Genomic DNA, 14,586 nt, shown 5'->3' on the forward strand with positions numbered 1-14,586 from the left:
ACTCAACGTTCTCGCCGAGTGCGAGACGGGCCGCCTACGGGCGGCGGTTGCAAGAGCTGTGAAGTGTGCAGGCAAAACGTGAACACTTGACGGAAGAGGACACAGCGTGGCGGGACAGAAGATCCGCATCAGGCTCAAGGCCTATGACCATGAGGCGATCGACGCGTCTGCTCGGAAGATCGTTGAGACCGTGACCCGCACCGGCGCCAGTGTCGTCGGTCCCGTGCCGCTGCCGACGGAGAAGAACGTGTACTGCGTCATCCGCTCGCCGCACAAGTACAAGGACTCGCGGGAGCACTTCGAGATGCGTACCCACAAGCGGCTTATCGACATCCTGGACCCGACGCCGAAGACGGTCGACGCGCTCATGCGCATCGACCTGCCGGCGAGCGTCGACGTGAACATCCAGTAAGCGGCTGCGGAGAACTGATAATGACTGAGAACAAGATCAAGGGAATCCTGGGCACCAAGCTCGGCATGACCCAGGTCTTCGACGAGAACAACCGGGTCGTCCCGGTGACCGTCGTCAAGGCCGGGCCGAACGTCGTGACCCAGATCCGTACCGAGGCCACCGACGGCTACGACGCCGTCCAGATCGCCTTCGGCGCCATCGACCCGCGCAAGGTGAACAAGCCCGTCTCGGGCCAGTTCGCCAAGGCCGGCGTCACCCCGCGCCGCCACATCGCCGAGCTCCGGATCGCCGACACCTCCGATTACGAGGTCGGCCAGGAGCTGGGTGCCGATGTCTTCGAGGACGGCAACTTCGTCGACGTCACCGGCATCAGCAAGGGCAAGGGCTACGCCGGCGTCATGAAGCGCCACGGCTTCGCCGGTCTCGGCGCCAGCCACGGCGCACAGGCCGTGCACCGTGCCCCCGGTTCCATCGGTGGCTGCGCCACCCCGGGCCGCGTCTTCAAGGGCGTCCGCATGGCCGGCCGCATGGGCTCCGACAAGGTGACCACGCAGAACCTCACCGTGTTCAAGGTGGACGCCGACGCCGGCGTCCTGCTGATCAAGGGCGCCATCCCCGGTCGCAAGGGCGGCCTCGTGATGGTCCGTACCGCTGTGAAGGGTGGTGCTCGCGCATGAGCAAGCTGACTCTCGATGTGAAGTCCGCCGACGGCAAGACCGACGGCACCGTCGAGCTTCCCGCCGCGATCTTCGACGTGGAGCCGAACATCGCTCTGATGCACCAGGTGGTCATCGCGCAGCTCGCCGCTGCACGTGCCGGCACGCACTCCACCAAGACCCGCGGCGAGGTCCGCGGCGGTGGACGCAAGCCGTACCGCCAGAAGGGCACCGGCCGCGCCCGTCAGGGCTCGACCCGTGCGCCGCAGTTCGCCGGTGGTGGCACCGTCCACGGCCCGCAGCCGCGTGATTACAGCCAGCGCACCCCGAAGAAGATGAAGGCCGCCGCCCTGCGCGGTGCCCTCACCGATCGGGTTCGCGAGGATCGCATCCACGTCGTCACCGAGCTGGTGGCCGGCCAGGAGGCGTCGACCAAGACCGCGCGCCAGTTCCTCGCTCAGCTGTCCGAGCGCAAGAAGTTCCTCGTGGTCGTCGGCCGCGAGGACCTGACCGCGCAGCGCAGCGTGCAGAACCTGCCGAACGCGAAGTGGATCTACCCCGACCAGCTCAACACCTACGACGTCCTCGACGCCGATGATCTGGTGTTCAGCCGCGAGGCTCTGGGTTCGTTCATCGCGAGCGCATCGAAGACCGAGGAGGCGAACGCCTGATGGCTACCGCAACCATCCCCGCCGACCCGCGGGACATCCTGCTCGCTCCGGTGATCTCCGAGAAGGCCTACGGCCTGATCGAGGACAACACGTACACCTTCCTGGTGCACCCGGAGGCGAACAAGACGCAGATCAAGATCGCCGTGGAGCAGGTCTTCGGCGTCAAGGTCGTCAACGTGAACACCCTGAACCGCCCGGGCAAGCGCAAGCGCACTCGCGCCGGTTACGGACAGCGCAAGAGCACCAAGCGCGCCATCGTGACCCTGAGCGCCGACAGCAAGCCCATCGATATCTTCGGAGAGGCAAGCTAAATGGCTATCCGCAAGTACAAGCCGACCACTCCGGGTCGCCGCGGCTCGTCGGGCTCGACCTTCGACGAGATCACGCGTTCGACCCCGGAGAAGTCGCTGATCCGTCCGCTGCACGGCCGTGGTGGCCGTAACGCGCACGGCCGCATCACCACCCGGCACAAGGGTGGCGGCCACAAGCGTGCCTACCGTCTGATCGACTTCCGTCGTCACGACAAGGACGGCATCAACGCCAAGGTCGCGCACATCGAGTACGACCCGAACCGCACCTCGCGGATCGCACTGCTGCACTACTTGGACGGCGAGAAGCGCTACATCCTCGCCCCCAAGGACCTGAAGCAGGGCGACATCGTCGAGTCGGGCCCGAACGCCGACATCAAGCCGGGCAACGCCCTGCCGCTGCGCAACATCCCCGCCGGCACCGTGATCCACGCCGTCGAGCTGCGTCCCGGTGGCGGTGCCAAGATGGCCCGCTCGGCCGGTGCCAGCATCCAGCTGCTGGGCAAGGAGGGCGCGTACGCGACCCTGCGTATGCCCTCGGGCGAGATCCGTCGCGTCGACGTGCGCTGCCGCGCCACCGTCGGCGAGGTGGGCAACGCCGAGCAGAGCAACATCAACTGGGGCAAGGCCGGCCGTATGCGGTGGAAGGGCAAGCGCCCGACCGTCCGTGGTGTCGTCATGAACCCGGTCGATCACCCGCACGGCGGTGGTGAGGGTAAGACCTCCGGTGGCCGTCACCCGGTGAGCCCGTGGGGTAAGCCCGAGGGCCGCACCCGTAAGAACAAGGCGAGCGACAAGATGATCGTCCGCCGTCGCAAGTCCGGCAAGAACAAGCGCTAGGAGGGAGTTAGAGAATGCCACGCAGCCTCAAGAAGGGCCCGTTCGTCGACGACCACCTCCTCGCGAAGGTCGACGTCCAGAACGAGAAGGGCACCAAGCAGGTCATCAAGACCTGGTCGCGCCGCTCGACCATCATCCCCGACTTCATCGGTCACACCTTCGCCGTCCATGACGGTCGCAAGCACGTGCCGGTGTTCGTCTCGGACAACATGGTCGGTCACAAGCTGGGCGAGTTCGCGCCCACGCGGACGTTCAAGGGCCACATCAAGGACGACCGGAAGGCGAAGCGCCGCTAATGAGCAACGAAGCAGCCACCACCAACCCGACCGCGTCCGCGACCGCCAAGTTCGTTCGCGTCACGCCGATGAAGGCGCGCCGCGTGATCGATCTGGTTCGCGGTAAGGACGCCGAGCAGGCGCTGGCCATCCTGCGGTTCGCGCCGCAGGCGGCGAGCGAGCCGGTCGCCAAGGTGCTCGCCTCGGCGATCGCCAACGCGCAGAACAACCTGGGCATCGACCCGCGCACCCTGGTCGTCTCGGAGGCGTACGCCAACGAGGGTCCGACCATGAAGCGCATCCAGCCGCGTGCCCAGGGCCGCGCGTACCGGATCCGCAAGCGCACCAGCCACATCACCATCGTGGTGGAGTCGCAGGAGTCGAAGAAGCCCGCCGCCAGCCGTAACAGCCGGAAGGGAGCGTAAGCATGGGTCAGAAAATCAACCCCCACGGCTTCCGCCTTGGCATCACCACGGACTGGAAGTCCCGCTGGTACGCCGACAAGCAGTACGCCGAGTACGTCAAGGAAGACGTCGCGATCCGTAAGAAGCTGACCGACGGCCTCGAGCGCGCCGGCATCAGCAAGATCGAGATCGAGCGCACCCGCGACCGTGTGCGTGTGGACATCCACACCGCGCGTCCCGGCATCGTGATCGGCCGCCGCGGCGCGGAGGCCGACCGCATCCGCTCCGAGCTGGAGAAGCTGACCGGCAAGCAGGTTCAGCTGAACATCCTCGAGGTGAAGAACTCCGAGGCCGACGCCCAGCTCGTCGCGCAGGGCATCGCGGAGCAGCTGAGCAACCGCGTGGCGTTCCGCCGCGCGATGCGCAAGGCGATCCAGTCGGCGATGCGTCAGCCGAACGTCAAGGGCATCCGGGTGCAGTGCTCCGGCCGCCTGGGCGGCGCTGAGATGAGCCGCAGCGAGTTCTACCGCGAGGGCCGTGTGCCCCTGCACACGCTGCGCGCCGACATCGACTACGGCCTGCACGAGGCGAAGACCACCTTCGGGCGGATCGGCGTCAAGGTGTGGATCTACAAGGGCGATGTCGTCGGTGGCCGGCGCGAGCTGGCCGCCCCGTCGAACAACGATGACCGTCGTGGCCCGCGCCGCGAGCGCCCGCAGCGCCCGCGTCGTAGCGGCGCGTCGGGCACCACCGCCACCAGCACCGAGGCCGGCCGCGCCGGTGACGAGGCTGTGACGGCGGCTCCGGCAACGACCAACCAGGAGGGCTGACGCCATGTTGATCCCCCGTCGGGTGAAGCACCGCAAGCAGCACCACCCCAAGCGCTCCGGCGCCGCCAAGGGTGGCACCACTGTGGCGTTCGGTGACTACGGCATCCAGGCTCTCGAGCCCGCCTACATCACCAACCGTCAGATCGAGTCCGCTCGTATCGCCATCAACCGCCACATCAAGCGTGGCGGCAAGGTCTGGATCAACATCTTCCCGGACCGCCCGCTCACCAAGAAGCCCGCCGAGACCCGCATGGGTTCCGGTAAGGGTTCGCCCGAGTGGTGGGTGGCGAACGTCAAGCCCGGTCGCGTGATGTTCGAGATGACCTACCCCAATGAGCAGATCGCTCGCGAGGCCCTGCGCCGCGCGCAGCACAAGCTCCCCTGCAAGACCCGCATCGTGACCCGAGAGGAGCAGTTCTGATGTCGAACACCGTCGCCGCTGATCTCCGCGGTCTCACCGCGGACGAGCTGGTGGAGAAGCTGCGCGAGGCCAAGGAAGAGCTGTTCAACCTGCGCTTCCAGATGGCCACCGGACAGATGAGCAACAACCGTCGCCTGCGCACCGTGCGTACCGATATCGCCCGGATCTACACGATCCTGCGCGAGCGGGAGCTCGGCCTGGCCTCGGGTCCGGAGGGTGACGCCGCATGAGCGAGAACGGAAGCAATGTGACCACCGAGCAGCGCAACAGCCGCAAGGTCCGTATCGGGTACGTCGTGTCCGACAAGATGGAGAAGACCATCGTCGTCGAGCTCGAGGACCGTGTGAAGCACGCCCTGTACGGCAAGATCATCCGCACCACCTCCAAGGTGAAGGCGCATGACGAAGAGGGCCTCGCCGGCGTGGGTGACCGCGTCCGGATCATGGAGACCCGTCCGCTGAGCGCCAGCAAGCACTGGCGTCTGGTGGAGGTGCTGGAGAAGGCCAAGTAAGGCCGGTTCCACACCGCACAGACTCGAAACCCCGGCTCTTCCGCGAGGAAGAACCGGGGTTTCGTCGTTGTCGTCAGCCCTTGGCCATCTCGTCACAGATGCGGATCACCCGGTTCAAGGCCTCAGTCATCGTGTGGTACGTGTCGTTCACGCTCGTCGTAGCCTCGACGGAGGCCATCGACCGCATGCTGCGGTACTCGGCGAGATAGGCGGTCAGAGCGTTGGTGTAGGCGCTGATCTCGTGTTTCAGGTCAGGAGTCTGCGCCGCGGCGCTCGCGGCGGGGAGGGTGGTGCGCTCACGCTCCGTGGCCGCTTCCTCCTGTATCAGGTACGGGTCGACCCCGGCCCAGGTGTACGGGCCCGCGCGCGTGAACGCCGTCGCGCGGTCGTGCGCGGCGACGCGGACCTCGTAGACGGACCGCATCGACTCGCAGGTCGCCAGATCGGCTTTGCGTTGCGCCTTAGCCGCCGCATACTCGGCCACATCGCCGGGGTCGGCCGTGGCGGCGCCCCTGACCAGCGTGACGCCGACCTCGGGGAGCGCTCCCCCGGCGACAGTGCGATCGGGGGCGACGCTGCCGGTGGATGCGCACCCCGTCGTGGTGAAAGCGACCATCATCACTGCGAGCGCACAGCGCCGGCGCATCGCCGCGAAACCGGGTCTGCGCATAGGACCTCCCCATGTGTGGCGTGCCCCCGCACGCCATCGGGCCCACCGTATCCGGGGGGCACCACCTGCGGTAGCGAAATCGGGCGATGCGGGGTGGATCAGGAGCAGGTGACCGTCAACGCATCCGTCGCGGCGAGAAGTGCGATCTCGGCGGGTGCGGTCTTGGGCCAGGACTGATCGCCGAGGCCGCGGGCCGCCTGATCGACCTTGATGGCGCTGCCGTAGGCGTCGAGTTTTGCGCGGTAGTCGGTGATCAGCGCCTGGATGCTCGGATTCGATTCCGCCGTCGTGATCACGCCGGACAGCTTGCCGGACTCGGTGGCGACGGCGGCCACGTTGGCGTCCAGCGTGGGCGTGATGCCGTTCCAGTTCGAGCCCGGTGACTTGGTGTAATCGTTCATCGCCTTCGTCGCCACCATCCGGACGTCGTAGCCCGAGCGCCAGGCCGTGCACGCGGATTTGCCGGCAGTCGCGGCGACTTCCGCGCGCGACGCGGCGAGCGTCGACTGATAGGCGCTGACCGCCGCTGAATCGGCCGAGCCCGTGCCCGGCACCGTGGCGCAACCGGCGAGCGCCACTGTGGTCGTGGCCATGACGATCGCCCCCGCGATCAGCCCCGTCCTCCGTGTCATCGTTACAACCTCCCCCTGCGGCCGCCGTCGTGCGTGCCCGCTGTGCTCATTGTGACCCACGAGCGGGAAACCGACGATGCGGGATCCCAGGTGGGAGGGTGCTATGCTGGTAGGTGATGCGGAACGCTAACGTTCCGCGCCGTCGTAGGGCTCCCGGGCCCCAGCCGTCTCGCCGCACCCGCGGTTCGAAGACGCCTCCCGGTTCTTTTCTTGCGGCGAACGGACGCGGCCACCGCCGCCTTCGCCACCCACCACCGTTAGGTACAAGCGCACCTTGACTACAACTGTGTCCGCACCCTCTTTCACCGATCTCGGCGTGCCCGCCGACGTCGTCGACGCCCTGGTCGCGATGGACCGGCCCACGCCCTTCCCCATCCAGGCCGACACCCTGCCCGACACCCTGGCCGGCCGCGATGTGCTCGGCCGCGGCAAGACCGGCTCCGGCAAGACCCTGGCCTTCGCCATCCCGCTCGTCGTGGCCGTCGACAAGGCCCGCGGCTCGCGGCGCCGCCCCGGCCGCCCCGTGGGCCTCGTGCTCGCGCCCACCCGCGAGCTGGCCACCCAGATCACCGCCACCGTCGAGCCGCTGGCCAAGGCCCTGGGCCTCAACGTGACCACCATCTTCGGCGGCGTCAAGCAGTCCCGCCAGGAGCAGGCGCTCGGCAACGGCGTCGACATCGTGGTGGCCTGCCCGGGCCGCCTCGAGGACCTGATGCGCCAGCGCATCGTCGACCTGTCCGACGTGGCCGTCACCGTGCTCGACGAGGCCGACCACATGGCCGACCTCGGCTTCCTGCCCGTGGTGACTCGGATCCTGGCCGCCACCCCGTCCGACGGCCAGCGCATGCTGTTCTCGGCGACGCTGGACAACGGCGTCGACAAGCTGGTCCGCAAGTTCCTCTCCGAGCCCGTGATGCACTCGGTCGACCCGGAGAACTCGCCGGTGGCCGATATGACCCACCACGTCTTCGAGGTGAGCGGCAAGGACGACAAGACCGAGCTGGTGCGCGTGCTCGCCTCCGGCATGGGCCGCCGCATCCTGTTCACCCGCACCAAGCACCAGGCCAAGAAGCTGGCCAAGCAGCTCACCGCGCAGGGCATCCCCGCGCGCGATCTGCACGGCAACCTCAGCCAGCCGCAGCGCGACCGCAACCTGGAGGCCTTCAGCACCGGCACCGCCCGCGTGCTCGTGGCCACCGACATCGCCGCCCGCGGCGTGCACGTGGACGACATCGAGCTGGTCGTGCACGTCGATCCGCCGGCCGAGCACAAGGCCTACCTGCACCGCAGCGGTCGCACCGCCCGCGCCGGCAGCGCCGGCACCGTGGTCACCGTGATGCTCTCCGAGCAGAAGCGCGACACCGTGGCGCTGCTGAAGAAGGCCGATATCAGCGCCCGCCCGGTCGCCGTGACCGCCACGGCGCCGGTCGTCACCGATCTGGTGGGGGAGCCCGCCCCGTTCGTCACGCCCGCACCCGAGCCCGCGCCGCAGCAGCAGCCGCGTCGTCGGTCCTCCGGTGGGCAGCAGCAGGCGCGTCCGCCGCGGTCGCGTCGCGGTGAGCCGCACCCCGGTGGCCGTGGCGGCCAGTCGCGCGACGGTCAGCCCCGCGGCGGCCAGCAGCGCAGCGGTGCCGGACAGTCCCGCGGCACGCAGCAGTCCCGCGGTGCGCAGCAGTCGCGCGGCGGCCAGCAGCAGCGTCGTCGCGCCACCCGCCCGGCGGGCTGATCCGACGCGCCTGGCGCGCATCGCATCCGCTCCACTCGAACGCACCCCGTACGCGGGGTGCGTTCGCGTCTTCCGGGTGCGGGACTCAGCCCTCGCGGCTGATCCGGAGCACCTCGTCCTCGGTGGGCGGGGTGGCCGGATGATGGCTCAGGCACATCGGTGCGTGCAGCCGGATGGTGTCGTTGCCGGTGCCCAGGTAGAAGTCGCCGGGGCCGAGGCCGCCGATGGCGTCGATCCGGCCGCCGCGGGCCGCTGCCAGATCCTTCGCCGCCTGGATCTGTACGGGCGCATTGAGTTTCCCGTACAGGTGGGTGGCGCTGTTGCCCACGATCTTGTTGTGCAGGCCGGTGGGGGACTGGGTCGCGAAAACCAGCCCGAGCCCGTACTTGCGGGCCTGGGAGGCCAGCAGCAGCGTCGATTCGGTGGACGGCTTCACGGCCCCCGACGGCGCGATCTGCTGCGCCTCGTCCATCACCAGCAGCCAGCCCAGCGGACGATCGCCCGCGGGGTGCCGCTTGATCCACGAGAACAGCGCGAGTTGCAGCTGCGAGACGAAGGTCTGGCGCTGGGTCTCATCCGGCAGCCCGATCAGGCTGATCACCGAGATCCGTGCCCGCTTGCCGGCACTCGGGGTGAGCAGTGCCGATGGGTCGACCGCCTGCCCCTCGCCGCCCAGCAGCGGATTGTTGATCAGCGCCGCCTGCAGGTTGTTCGCCATATCCGGTGCCAGCTTGTCGGCGCTGGGCAACTGGCTGCGGTCGGCGTCCCAGTCGCGCAGGAAGGCGATGAATCCTTGCACGGTGGACCGGTCGGCCTGCCGCCCGTACGCGGTGAGCGATTCGCGCAGGATCGCGCGCTGCTGTTCGCGCCGCTGGCCGGACAGTCCCACGTGCTGTTCCAGCGCACTCGCGCACGCCTCGACGGCCATCGCGAAGCCCTCGCGGGCCTCCTGCGCCTCCAGGTCGGTGCCGTCCATCCCGGCGCGCAGCGCGGCGAAGTCCGGGATCGGCTGCAGCACCAGCGGTCTGGCGGACGGGCGGTTCGGCGTCCACACCACCACCTCGGTGTCGCCGAGGTAGGTGCCCGCCCGGTCGGCATCGCCCGGCCACCAGCCCGACGGTGCCTGCGGCCAGGCCTCACCGAGGCGGGAGAGGTCGTTGTTGGGGTCCAGCACGATCGCCGAGGTGCCGCGCAGCGCGCACTCCTCGATGAGCCGGCGGATCAGCACCGTCTTGCCCGAGCCGGAGCCCGCGAAGATCGCGACGTGCTTGCGCAGGTCGGCCGGGTTCACGGCGATCGCCCGCTCGTCCGGGGCGAGGCCCAGCGCGATCGGCTGCTCCGGGGCGGCGGGGAGCGGTCCGGCCGGTCCGGCGCTCGACGGTGCCGCGGGCTCGGGGCGGGCTGGCTCGGTGCGGGCGGGTTCCGGGCGGGCCGGTTCGGAGCGGACGGGTTCCGGGCGCGCGGGTGCCGGGGTGCCGGAGAACATGAGATCGGCCATCGCGCTGGACAGTCCGCCCACCTTGCCCACGGCGTCGCCGGGGACCAGTGCGCGGGCCCGGCGGGCGGCGTTCGTTGCCGCATTCGACCGGTCGTGCACCGCACCGGGTTTCGTCTCCAGCCCGGCGAACAGTCGCAGGCCGTGTGCCGGACGCCGTGCCGTGAGCCACTCGTCGAGGCCGTCGGGCGCGCGATCGATCAACCGGCCGAGCGCCTCCAGTGTCGCGAGATCACCCTCGTCCAAGGGCAATTGCTGGGCGCCGCGCTCGATCGCATCCGCGATCACCGCCGATGCCTTGGGGCTGGTGGGCCACGGCGTGGAGCGCAGCAGGAAGAGTTGGCGGCGGTCCTGCCCGGCCACCAGGCCCGCGCCGATCGCGGCCGATTGCACCCGGTTGGTCACCGCCACTGGGTTCGCCGCGGGCACCGCGCGGAAGGCCCAGTGCTGCTCGTCCTCGGTCCGGCCGGCGAGGCGCCGCCGCAGCCGCGCATCGAGTTGCCTTCCGCCGCGCTCGATCTGGAAGCCTTCGCCACCGTCCTCGCGGGTCCACGCCCGCAGTCCGGCATTGAGCAGGTGGGCCATCGCACCGTCGGCCGCGGCCTGATCGGTGGCGACCTCGCCGACTCGGGCGCGCACCCGCAATGCCTCGAATTCGGCGTCCAGCTTCGTCAGCAGATCCTCGGGGGCCACCGCCACCGGTTCAACGGGACGGACCGCAGCCGCGGCCGGTGCGGGGCGAGTGGCCCCGTCCTCGAAGGAGGTCAGCTCGAACACCGAATGCGTAGCGAGACAGGAGCGGATGTGCCCGTCGACTCGGGTCAGCAGGTCGCGCGGGGTGTGGTGCACGGCGGTCGCGAAGGCCTCGGGGGCCACCGGCCAGGTGGGGTGGGGCGGCGTGAACTCCTTCGCCCGGTACGCGGCGGTGAGCCGGCGCTCGACGATGGCGCGGGCCACGGCACCGTCGGGCAGCGATTTGAGCGGGCCCACCACGCGGAACCGATCGGCCACCGAGGCGGTGGCGCGGGTCTGCAGCGTCTCCCAGGCGGTGGGCAGCATGCAGGCCACGGTCACGGTGCGGTACAGGCCCTGCCGCAGCGCCATCAGGCCGTGGCCGATCTGCTCGACCACCTCGTTCTCCCCGGCCGGTCCCTCGGCGCCGGGGGCGCCCAGGGTGGCGGCGGACTGCGCGAGCAGCGTGTCGATCTGGTCGACCGCGAACACGGTGGCGCCAGTCTCGGCGAGGAAGGCCGAGATCGCGCGCACCGTTTCCACGGCCGGGAAGCCGTGCGCGGGCAGGCCCCAGTGCAGCCGCTCCGCCGCCGTCTCCTCGACCTCGATGTCGTCGAGGAAGGCCGAACCCAGATCGGCCAGACGCGAATCCGGGGAGGCCAGCAGCACCAGGGCGCGCAGCACGCCGTGGTACTGGCGCACCTGCGGCCGCCGGTTCGACATGGCCGTGACGAGCGCGTCGAGCGTGTCCGGGGTGGGGGCGGCGTCGCCGGAGAACTCGCGGCGCTGCGCGCGGCTGAGCCCGGCCTCGTCGGACAGCAGCCAGATCAGCTGCGCCAGCTGGGTCGGATGATCGCGGGCGGGCCGCAGCAGCGAGCTGCGCAGCGAGGTGAGCGCCGCGCGCCAGAAGTCCGACGAGTCCAGCAGCTCCAGCAGCACGAAGTAGTGGCCGTGGCTCTGCACCTCGTCGCGGAACCGGGTGAGCAGGTGCGTCTTTCCCGTGCCCGCGTTGCCGGTGATCACCAGGCCGGTGGGGCAGGGTCCGGTGGAGGCCACCGCGTCGCCCAGCGAGTCCTCGAGGTCGTCCCAGACATCGGTGTGCAGGCCGTCCACGTGCAGATCGGTGGCTGAGTCCCACACCTCCTCGTAGGTGGGCGCCCAGTTCAGCCGGACGGAACGCAGCGCCGCGCGCTGGTCGTCGGTGAGGCTCATCGGGTCACTCGGATCGCGTGCAGCTCACGGCCGCCCAGGATCAGCGCGGCGGCGCGATCGTCCGCGGTGAGCGCCTTGAGATTGTCCTCGGCCACGATGTCGACCCCCGGTTCCGGATACAGCTCGCGCAGCGCCGCATCGACGGCGTCGCGCGGCAGGTCGGGCAGGTTCGCCCGCAGTTCTCGCAGGGTGAGCCAGGCCCCGGGCCGGGCCGCCGCGCGCTGGTAGGCGGCGCGGATCGTCTCGCCGGTCACGGCGCCGCCCGCACCGGTGGCCGGCAACAGCACCTCGCCCAGGGCGAGGGATTCGCGGCGCAGGTACCGGCCCAGCCCGCCCGCCAGGGTGAACAGTGCCCGGGTCGACGGTGCGCTGCCCGCCGGGGGATCGGACTCCAGCAGCTCGGCGGCGGCGGCCCAGCCGCGGTCGGTGAGGGCGAGCACCGTGGACCGGCGCGCACCGTCGGTCACCTCCAGCAGGCCGCGCTGCACCAGCTTGGCGCGTGAGCGTGCCTCCAGGGCCGGGCCGAGCTGCTTGAGATCGGGATTGCGGACGGGGCCGGCCACCGCGGCCAGCACCAGCAGCGCCGACGCCTCCGTGCCGGTGAGCCCCGCGGTGAGCTCGCTCATCTCGTCCCCCTTCGGCGGCGTCCGCCCGTGATCGCCCGTCACCGGAAAGTATGGTCCGTGGCCCGGCCGGCCGCGCCCGGACCCACACCGGCGACGCTACGCGGTCCGGCGGGCCCCGGGCGAGCGGATCACCGCACCGAGGGCAGGTCGGCCCGAATCACCTTGTCCAGCAGCTGGTCGTAGCCGTACTGCTGCTTCGCCGCGGCGACCAGGCGGTCGCGCTCCTCGGGCGCCGGATCGCCGATGAGCTGCTGCACGGCCTCGTACGGGCTCGCACCCGCGACGATCCGGTCGCGCCACGCGGTGCCGTTCGTGCGCTCCAGCAGGCGTCCCAGGACGGCCCCCACCTGGTAACTGCGGTTGCCCGTGAGGTAGTTGAACAGGTCACGCGAGTCGTCGGGAACGCGGTTCGGGTGGTCGTCGTCCTGGCCGCCCTCGGTGACGAAGGCGTCCTCGGCGAAGCGGGCGGTTCCCTCGTAGCTCTCCTGCTCCCGTTCCACTGCGCGCACGCCGGGCTGCTGCTGATAGCGGGTGGCGCGGAGGGCGAGGAAGCTGCGCAGGGTGGCGCGCGCATCGTCGGCGGTGGTCGCGGGCTGCGCCAGTACGCGGTCCTCCACGAGGGCGAGAGCGTGCACGGAGGCGGGATCGCGGGGGTAGGTCATCGGGTCCTGCTGGCCGGGGGCGAGGCCGAAGGTGCCCTGGTACGTGTGGAAGGCCTCGTGCACGTCCACCCGGGACAACAGCCACTTCGTCGGGTCCCAGGTATCCCGGGCGCCGGGACCGTAGTTGTAGCTGATCACGCCGTCGTCGACGGCGAAGAAGGGGACTTCGGCGAGGGCGTCGATTCCGGGGCCGGAATCGATCCGGTACACCGGCTGCAGGCCCAGCTCCTTCGGGAGGTCGACGGGGGTGGCCTTCCCGAGGGCGGTCGGGTTCGGGTGGCCGATGGCGTAGGCGTACGTGGGCTTCTTGGCGCCCGCAGGCAGGGCGCCGAGCACCCGCGGTTGCCGGTCCGGCCGGAACGCGGGCGCCCAGATCTCGCCGGCGCGCTCGGTGAAGGTGCGGGTGATGAACGCGAGCTGTGTGAACAACTGCCGGTCGGTCTCGGGGAGGCTCTGCCAGACCTTCGAATCGAAGGCGCGCGGTTGGACGACGGTGTCGCTGCGTGCGGGCGGGGGCGCGGGAGCGGGTTCGTCGATGGTGGAGCATCCGGCGGTCAGCCCGACCAGCAGGGAGGCGAGGACGACGAGGGTCAGCGGTACGTAGCGGTGGCGTTTCATGGTCTTGAGCCTGGTGCGGCAGGGGGTGCCCCGGCATCGGACGAATGGCCGGCATTGCGGGTCGACGGTCCGCCGATCGGCTGAAGGGGACGGACCGCCTTGGCTGTGCCGGGCACGGCAGAGACAGGTACGCGCTTCGTCGTCGCTCGGAAAACTCAAGTGCTCCCAGCGATTGGGGCGGTCACTGTACCGGCGTACGGGCGCAAGTTCCTCGTTTTATGACATCGGCGCTGGGCGGCATGATCTACCGCCCAGCAGGGGGGCCGGACTTCCCCGCCGCGGGTACTCCTGGCTTCGGCGGAGCAACTGGCGCGGTCACCGGTTTCGCCACAGCCTGCCTTGGGTCCACAGGATTGCGGTCTTCAGTAACTGTCACCGTCGGAGGTGTGCGAGCGGGGTCAGGGTTGTCGCGTTCGATGAAAATGGGCTTGCCGTACGTGGTGGTGGAGCTGTCGCCAAGTTGAGTGGAGATGCTTGCAGTAGCGTACATGCGGACTTGGACGCCGCCGAGGGCCCCGTCGACGGCTGCACGGGTTTCGCGGGTGGTGACGTACCCGCTCGTGCCTTCAAGGCTCTTCTTGGCGATGGGGAAGTCCTTAGCAGTGCCTGGAGCGAGACTGCCGCTGATGGTCATTCCGGTCGCCAGAGAATCCCCCGCCGTAGCGGAAATGCTCGGAGTCACAGAGGCGTTTACCGTGCCGCTGCCGCCCGATGAGCCGCCGGTACCGCTGCCTCCAACTGTGCCCGACAGACTGGGAGTGATGGATCCGTTGACGGTGTTCGTGGCGGTGCCGCTGATTTGCAAGTTCTGAGGGGTCACCGGCGACGCGAGAGTCCTTGCCGCAATATCGGAAAGGGATCAATTCAAGCCGTACAAGGGTTCTG

18 protein-coding genes are annotated in these 14,586 nt (G+C 69.7%); 12 read left to right on the forward strand and 6 right to left on the reverse strand.

All coding sequences use genetic code 11. The annotated features are described in order from the left end of the window. Positions 1 to 106 precede the first annotated feature (106 nt). From rpsJ to rpsQ, 11 genes are read left to right on the forward strand one after another with little or no spacing between them, the layout of a single operon-like run. Positions 107 to 412 (forward strand): 30S ribosomal protein S10, encoded by a 306-nt coding sequence (gene rpsJ / locus ABD108_RS08235; protein WP_003883485.1) that lies wholly within the window; start codon positions 107 to 109, stop codon positions 410 to 412. Positions 413 to 432: 20 nt separating this feature from the next. Beyond that, a complete protein-coding gene (gene rplC, locus ABD108_RS08240) occupies positions 433 to 1,089 on the forward strand; it encodes a 50S ribosomal protein L3 (protein ID WP_220657935.1) in 657 nt (218 codons plus the stop codon). Beyond that, positions 1,086 to 1,739 (forward strand): 50S ribosomal protein L4, encoded by a 654-nt coding sequence (gene rplD / locus ABD108_RS08245; RefSeq protein WP_220657936.1) that lies wholly within the window; start codon positions 1,086 to 1,088, stop codon positions 1,737 to 1,739. Before rplC ends, rplD begins: the two co-directional genes overlap by 4 nt. After that, positions 1,739 to 2,050 (forward strand): 50S ribosomal protein L23, encoded by a 312-nt coding sequence (gene rplW / locus ABD108_RS08250; protein ID WP_343930019.1) that lies wholly within the window; start codon positions 1,739 to 1,741, stop codon positions 2,048 to 2,050. The genes rplD and rplW overlap by 1 nt, the downstream gene beginning before the upstream one ends. Further along, entirely contained in the window at positions 2,051 to 2,887 is an 837-nt protein-coding gene (gene rplB / locus ABD108_RS08255) for a 50S ribosomal protein L2 (protein WP_220657938.1), read from the forward strand. Positions 2,888 to 2,901: 14 nt separating this feature from the next. Further along, complete coding sequence (gene rpsS, locus ABD108_RS08260; protein ID WP_220657939.1) at positions 2,902 to 3,183, forward strand: 30S ribosomal protein S19; 282 nt, start codon at positions 2,902 to 2,904, stop codon at positions 3,181 to 3,183. After that, positions 3,183 to 3,587 (forward strand): 50S ribosomal protein L22, encoded by a 405-nt coding sequence (gene rplV / locus ABD108_RS08265; RefSeq protein WP_220657940.1) that lies wholly within the window; start codon positions 3,183 to 3,185, stop codon positions 3,585 to 3,587. Before rpsS ends, rplV begins: the two co-directional genes overlap by 1 nt. A gap of 2 nt (positions 3,588 to 3,589) precedes the next feature. Next, positions 3,590 to 4,396: a 30S ribosomal protein S3 gene (rpsC, locus tag ABD108_RS08270; RefSeq protein ID WP_013128012.1), complete on the forward strand. Its 807-nt coding sequence runs from the start codon at positions 3,590 to 3,592 to the stop codon at positions 4,394 to 4,396. A gap of 4 nt (positions 4,397 to 4,400) precedes the next feature. Continuing rightward, complete coding sequence (rplP, locus tag ABD108_RS08275) at positions 4,401 to 4,817, forward strand: 50S ribosomal protein L16 (protein WP_013128011.1); 417 nt, start codon at positions 4,401 to 4,403, stop codon at positions 4,815 to 4,817. After that, positions 4,817 to 5,047, forward strand: coding sequence for a 50S ribosomal protein L29 (gene rpmC, locus ABD108_RS08280; RefSeq protein WP_013128010.1), 231 nt, complete (start codon positions 4,817 to 4,819; stop codon positions 5,045 to 5,047). Before rplP ends, rpmC begins: the two co-directional genes overlap by 1 nt. Further along, positions 5,044 to 5,328: a 30S ribosomal protein S17 gene (gene rpsQ, locus ABD108_RS08285; protein ID WP_220657941.1), complete on the forward strand. Its 285-nt coding sequence runs from the start codon at positions 5,044 to 5,046 to the stop codon at positions 5,326 to 5,328. Before rpmC ends, rpsQ begins: the two co-directional genes overlap by 4 nt. Before the next feature lie 73 nt (positions 5,329 to 5,401). On the opposite strand, the gene ABD108_RS08290 is transcribed toward rpsQ, so the two are convergent. Together ABD108_RS08290 and ABD108_RS08295 are read right to left on the reverse strand one after the other, a co-directional pair. After that, positions 5,402 to 5,998, reverse strand: a complete 597-nt coding sequence (locus ABD108_RS08290; protein WP_343930020.1) for a hypothetical protein — start codon at positions 5,996 to 5,998, stop codon at positions 5,402 to 5,404. A gap of 98 nt (positions 5,999 to 6,096) precedes the next feature. Next, entirely contained in the window at positions 6,097 to 6,630 is a 534-nt protein-coding gene (locus ABD108_RS08295; RefSeq protein WP_343930021.1) for a hypothetical protein, read from the reverse strand. Positions 6,631 to 6,979: 349 nt separating this feature from the next. On the opposite strand from ABD108_RS08295, the gene ABD108_RS08300 reads away from it, so the two are divergent. Further along, complete coding sequence (locus tag ABD108_RS08300; RefSeq protein WP_255585761.1) at positions 6,980 to 8,356, forward strand: DEAD/DEAH box helicase; 1,377 nt, start codon at positions 6,980 to 6,982, stop codon at positions 8,354 to 8,356. A gap of 85 nt (positions 8,357 to 8,441) precedes the next feature. Here the strand turns inward: ABD108_RS08300 and ABD108_RS08305 are convergent, their stop codons facing one another. The 4 genes from ABD108_RS08305 to ABD108_RS22120 all read right to left on the reverse strand — a co-directional run bounded on the left by ABD108_RS08305 (position 8,442) and on the right by ABD108_RS22120 (position 14,521). Beyond that, positions 8,442 to 11,795 carry a helicase HerA domain-containing protein gene (locus ABD108_RS08305; RefSeq protein WP_343930022.1) on the reverse strand — a complete coding sequence of 1,118 codons (3,354 nt, stop codon included), beginning with the start codon at positions 11,793 to 11,795 and terminating at the stop codon, positions 8,442 to 8,444. Next, complete coding sequence (locus tag ABD108_RS08310) at positions 11,792 to 12,421, reverse strand: hypothetical protein (RefSeq protein WP_220657944.1); 630 nt, start codon at positions 12,419 to 12,421, stop codon at positions 11,792 to 11,794. Before ABD108_RS08310 ends, ABD108_RS08305 begins: the two co-directional genes overlap by 4 nt. Before the next feature lie 128 nt (positions 12,422 to 12,549). After that, positions 12,550 to 13,701, reverse strand: a complete 1,152-nt coding sequence (locus ABD108_RS08315) for a hypothetical protein (RefSeq protein ID WP_343930023.1) — start codon at positions 13,699 to 13,701, stop codon at positions 12,550 to 12,552. Positions 13,702 to 13,945: 244 nt separating this feature from the next. Continuing rightward, positions 13,946 to 14,521: an MspA family porin gene (locus ABD108_RS22120; RefSeq protein WP_425579770.1), complete on the reverse strand. Its 576-nt coding sequence runs from the start codon at positions 14,519 to 14,521 to the stop codon at positions 13,946 to 13,948. Positions 14,522 to 14,586 lie beyond the last annotated feature (65 nt).

The sequence above is a fragment of the Tsukamurella strandjordii genome (assembly GCF_039525985.1).
Classification (GTDB): domain Bacteria; phylum Actinomycetota; class Actinomycetes; order Mycobacteriales; family Mycobacteriaceae; genus Tsukamurella; species Tsukamurella strandjordii.

Excerpts from the sequence above, each read along its gene's own strand:
- rplC (WP_220657935.1), top strand. The coding sequence starts at position 433 with ATGACTGAGAACAAGATCAAGGGAATCCTGGGCACCAAGCTCGGCATG.
- rplD (WP_220657936.1), top strand. The coding sequence starts at position 1,086 with ATGAGCAAGCTGACTCTCGATGTGAAGTCCGCCGACGGCAAGACCGAC.
- rplW (WP_343930019.1), top strand. The coding sequence starts at position 1,739 with ATGGCTACCGCAACCATCCCCGCCGACCCGCGGGACATCCTGCTCGCT.
- rplB (WP_220657938.1), top strand. The coding sequence starts at position 2,051 with ATGGCTATCCGCAAGTACAAGCCGACCACTCCGGGTCGCCGCGGCTCG.
- rpsS (WP_220657939.1), top strand. The coding sequence starts at position 2,902 with ATGCCACGCAGCCTCAAGAAGGGCCCGTTCGTCGACGACCACCTCCTC.
- rplV (WP_220657940.1), top strand. The coding sequence starts at position 3,183 with ATGAGCAACGAAGCAGCCACCACCAACCCGACCGCGTCCGCGACCGCC.
- rpsC (WP_013128012.1), top strand. The coding sequence starts at position 3,590 with ATGGGTCAGAAAATCAACCCCCACGGCTTCCGCCTTGGCATCACCACG.
- rplP (WP_013128011.1), top strand. The coding sequence starts at position 4,401 with ATGTTGATCCCCCGTCGGGTGAAGCACCGCAAGCAGCACCACCCCAAG.
- rpmC (WP_013128010.1), top strand. The coding sequence starts at position 4,817 with ATGTCGAACACCGTCGCCGCTGATCTCCGCGGTCTCACCGCGGACGAG.
- rpsQ (WP_220657941.1), top strand. The coding sequence starts at position 5,044 with ATGAGCGAGAACGGAAGCAATGTGACCACCGAGCAGCGCAACAGCCGC.
- ABD108_RS08290 (WP_343930020.1), bottom strand. The coding sequence starts at position 5,998 with ATGCGCAGACCCGGTTTCGCGGCGATGCGCCGGCGCTGTGCGCTCGCA.
- ABD108_RS08295 (WP_343930021.1), bottom strand. The coding sequence starts at position 6,630 with ATGACACGGAGGACGGGGCTGATCGCGGGGGCGATCGTCATGGCCACG.
- ABD108_RS08300 (WP_255585761.1), top strand. The coding sequence starts at position 6,980 with ATGGACCGGCCCACGCCCTTCCCCATCCAGGCCGACACCCTGCCCGAC.
- ABD108_RS08305 (WP_343930022.1), bottom strand. The coding sequence starts at position 11,795 with ATGAGCCTCACCGACGACCAGCGCGCGGCGCTGCGTTCCGTCCGGCTG.
- ABD108_RS08310 (WP_220657944.1), bottom strand. The coding sequence starts at position 12,421 with ATGAGCGAGCTCACCGCGGGGCTCACCGGCACGGAGGCGTCGGCGCTG.
- ABD108_RS08315 (WP_343930023.1), bottom strand. The coding sequence starts at position 13,701 with ATGAAACGCCACCGCTACGTACCGCTGACCCTCGTCGTCCTCGCCTCC.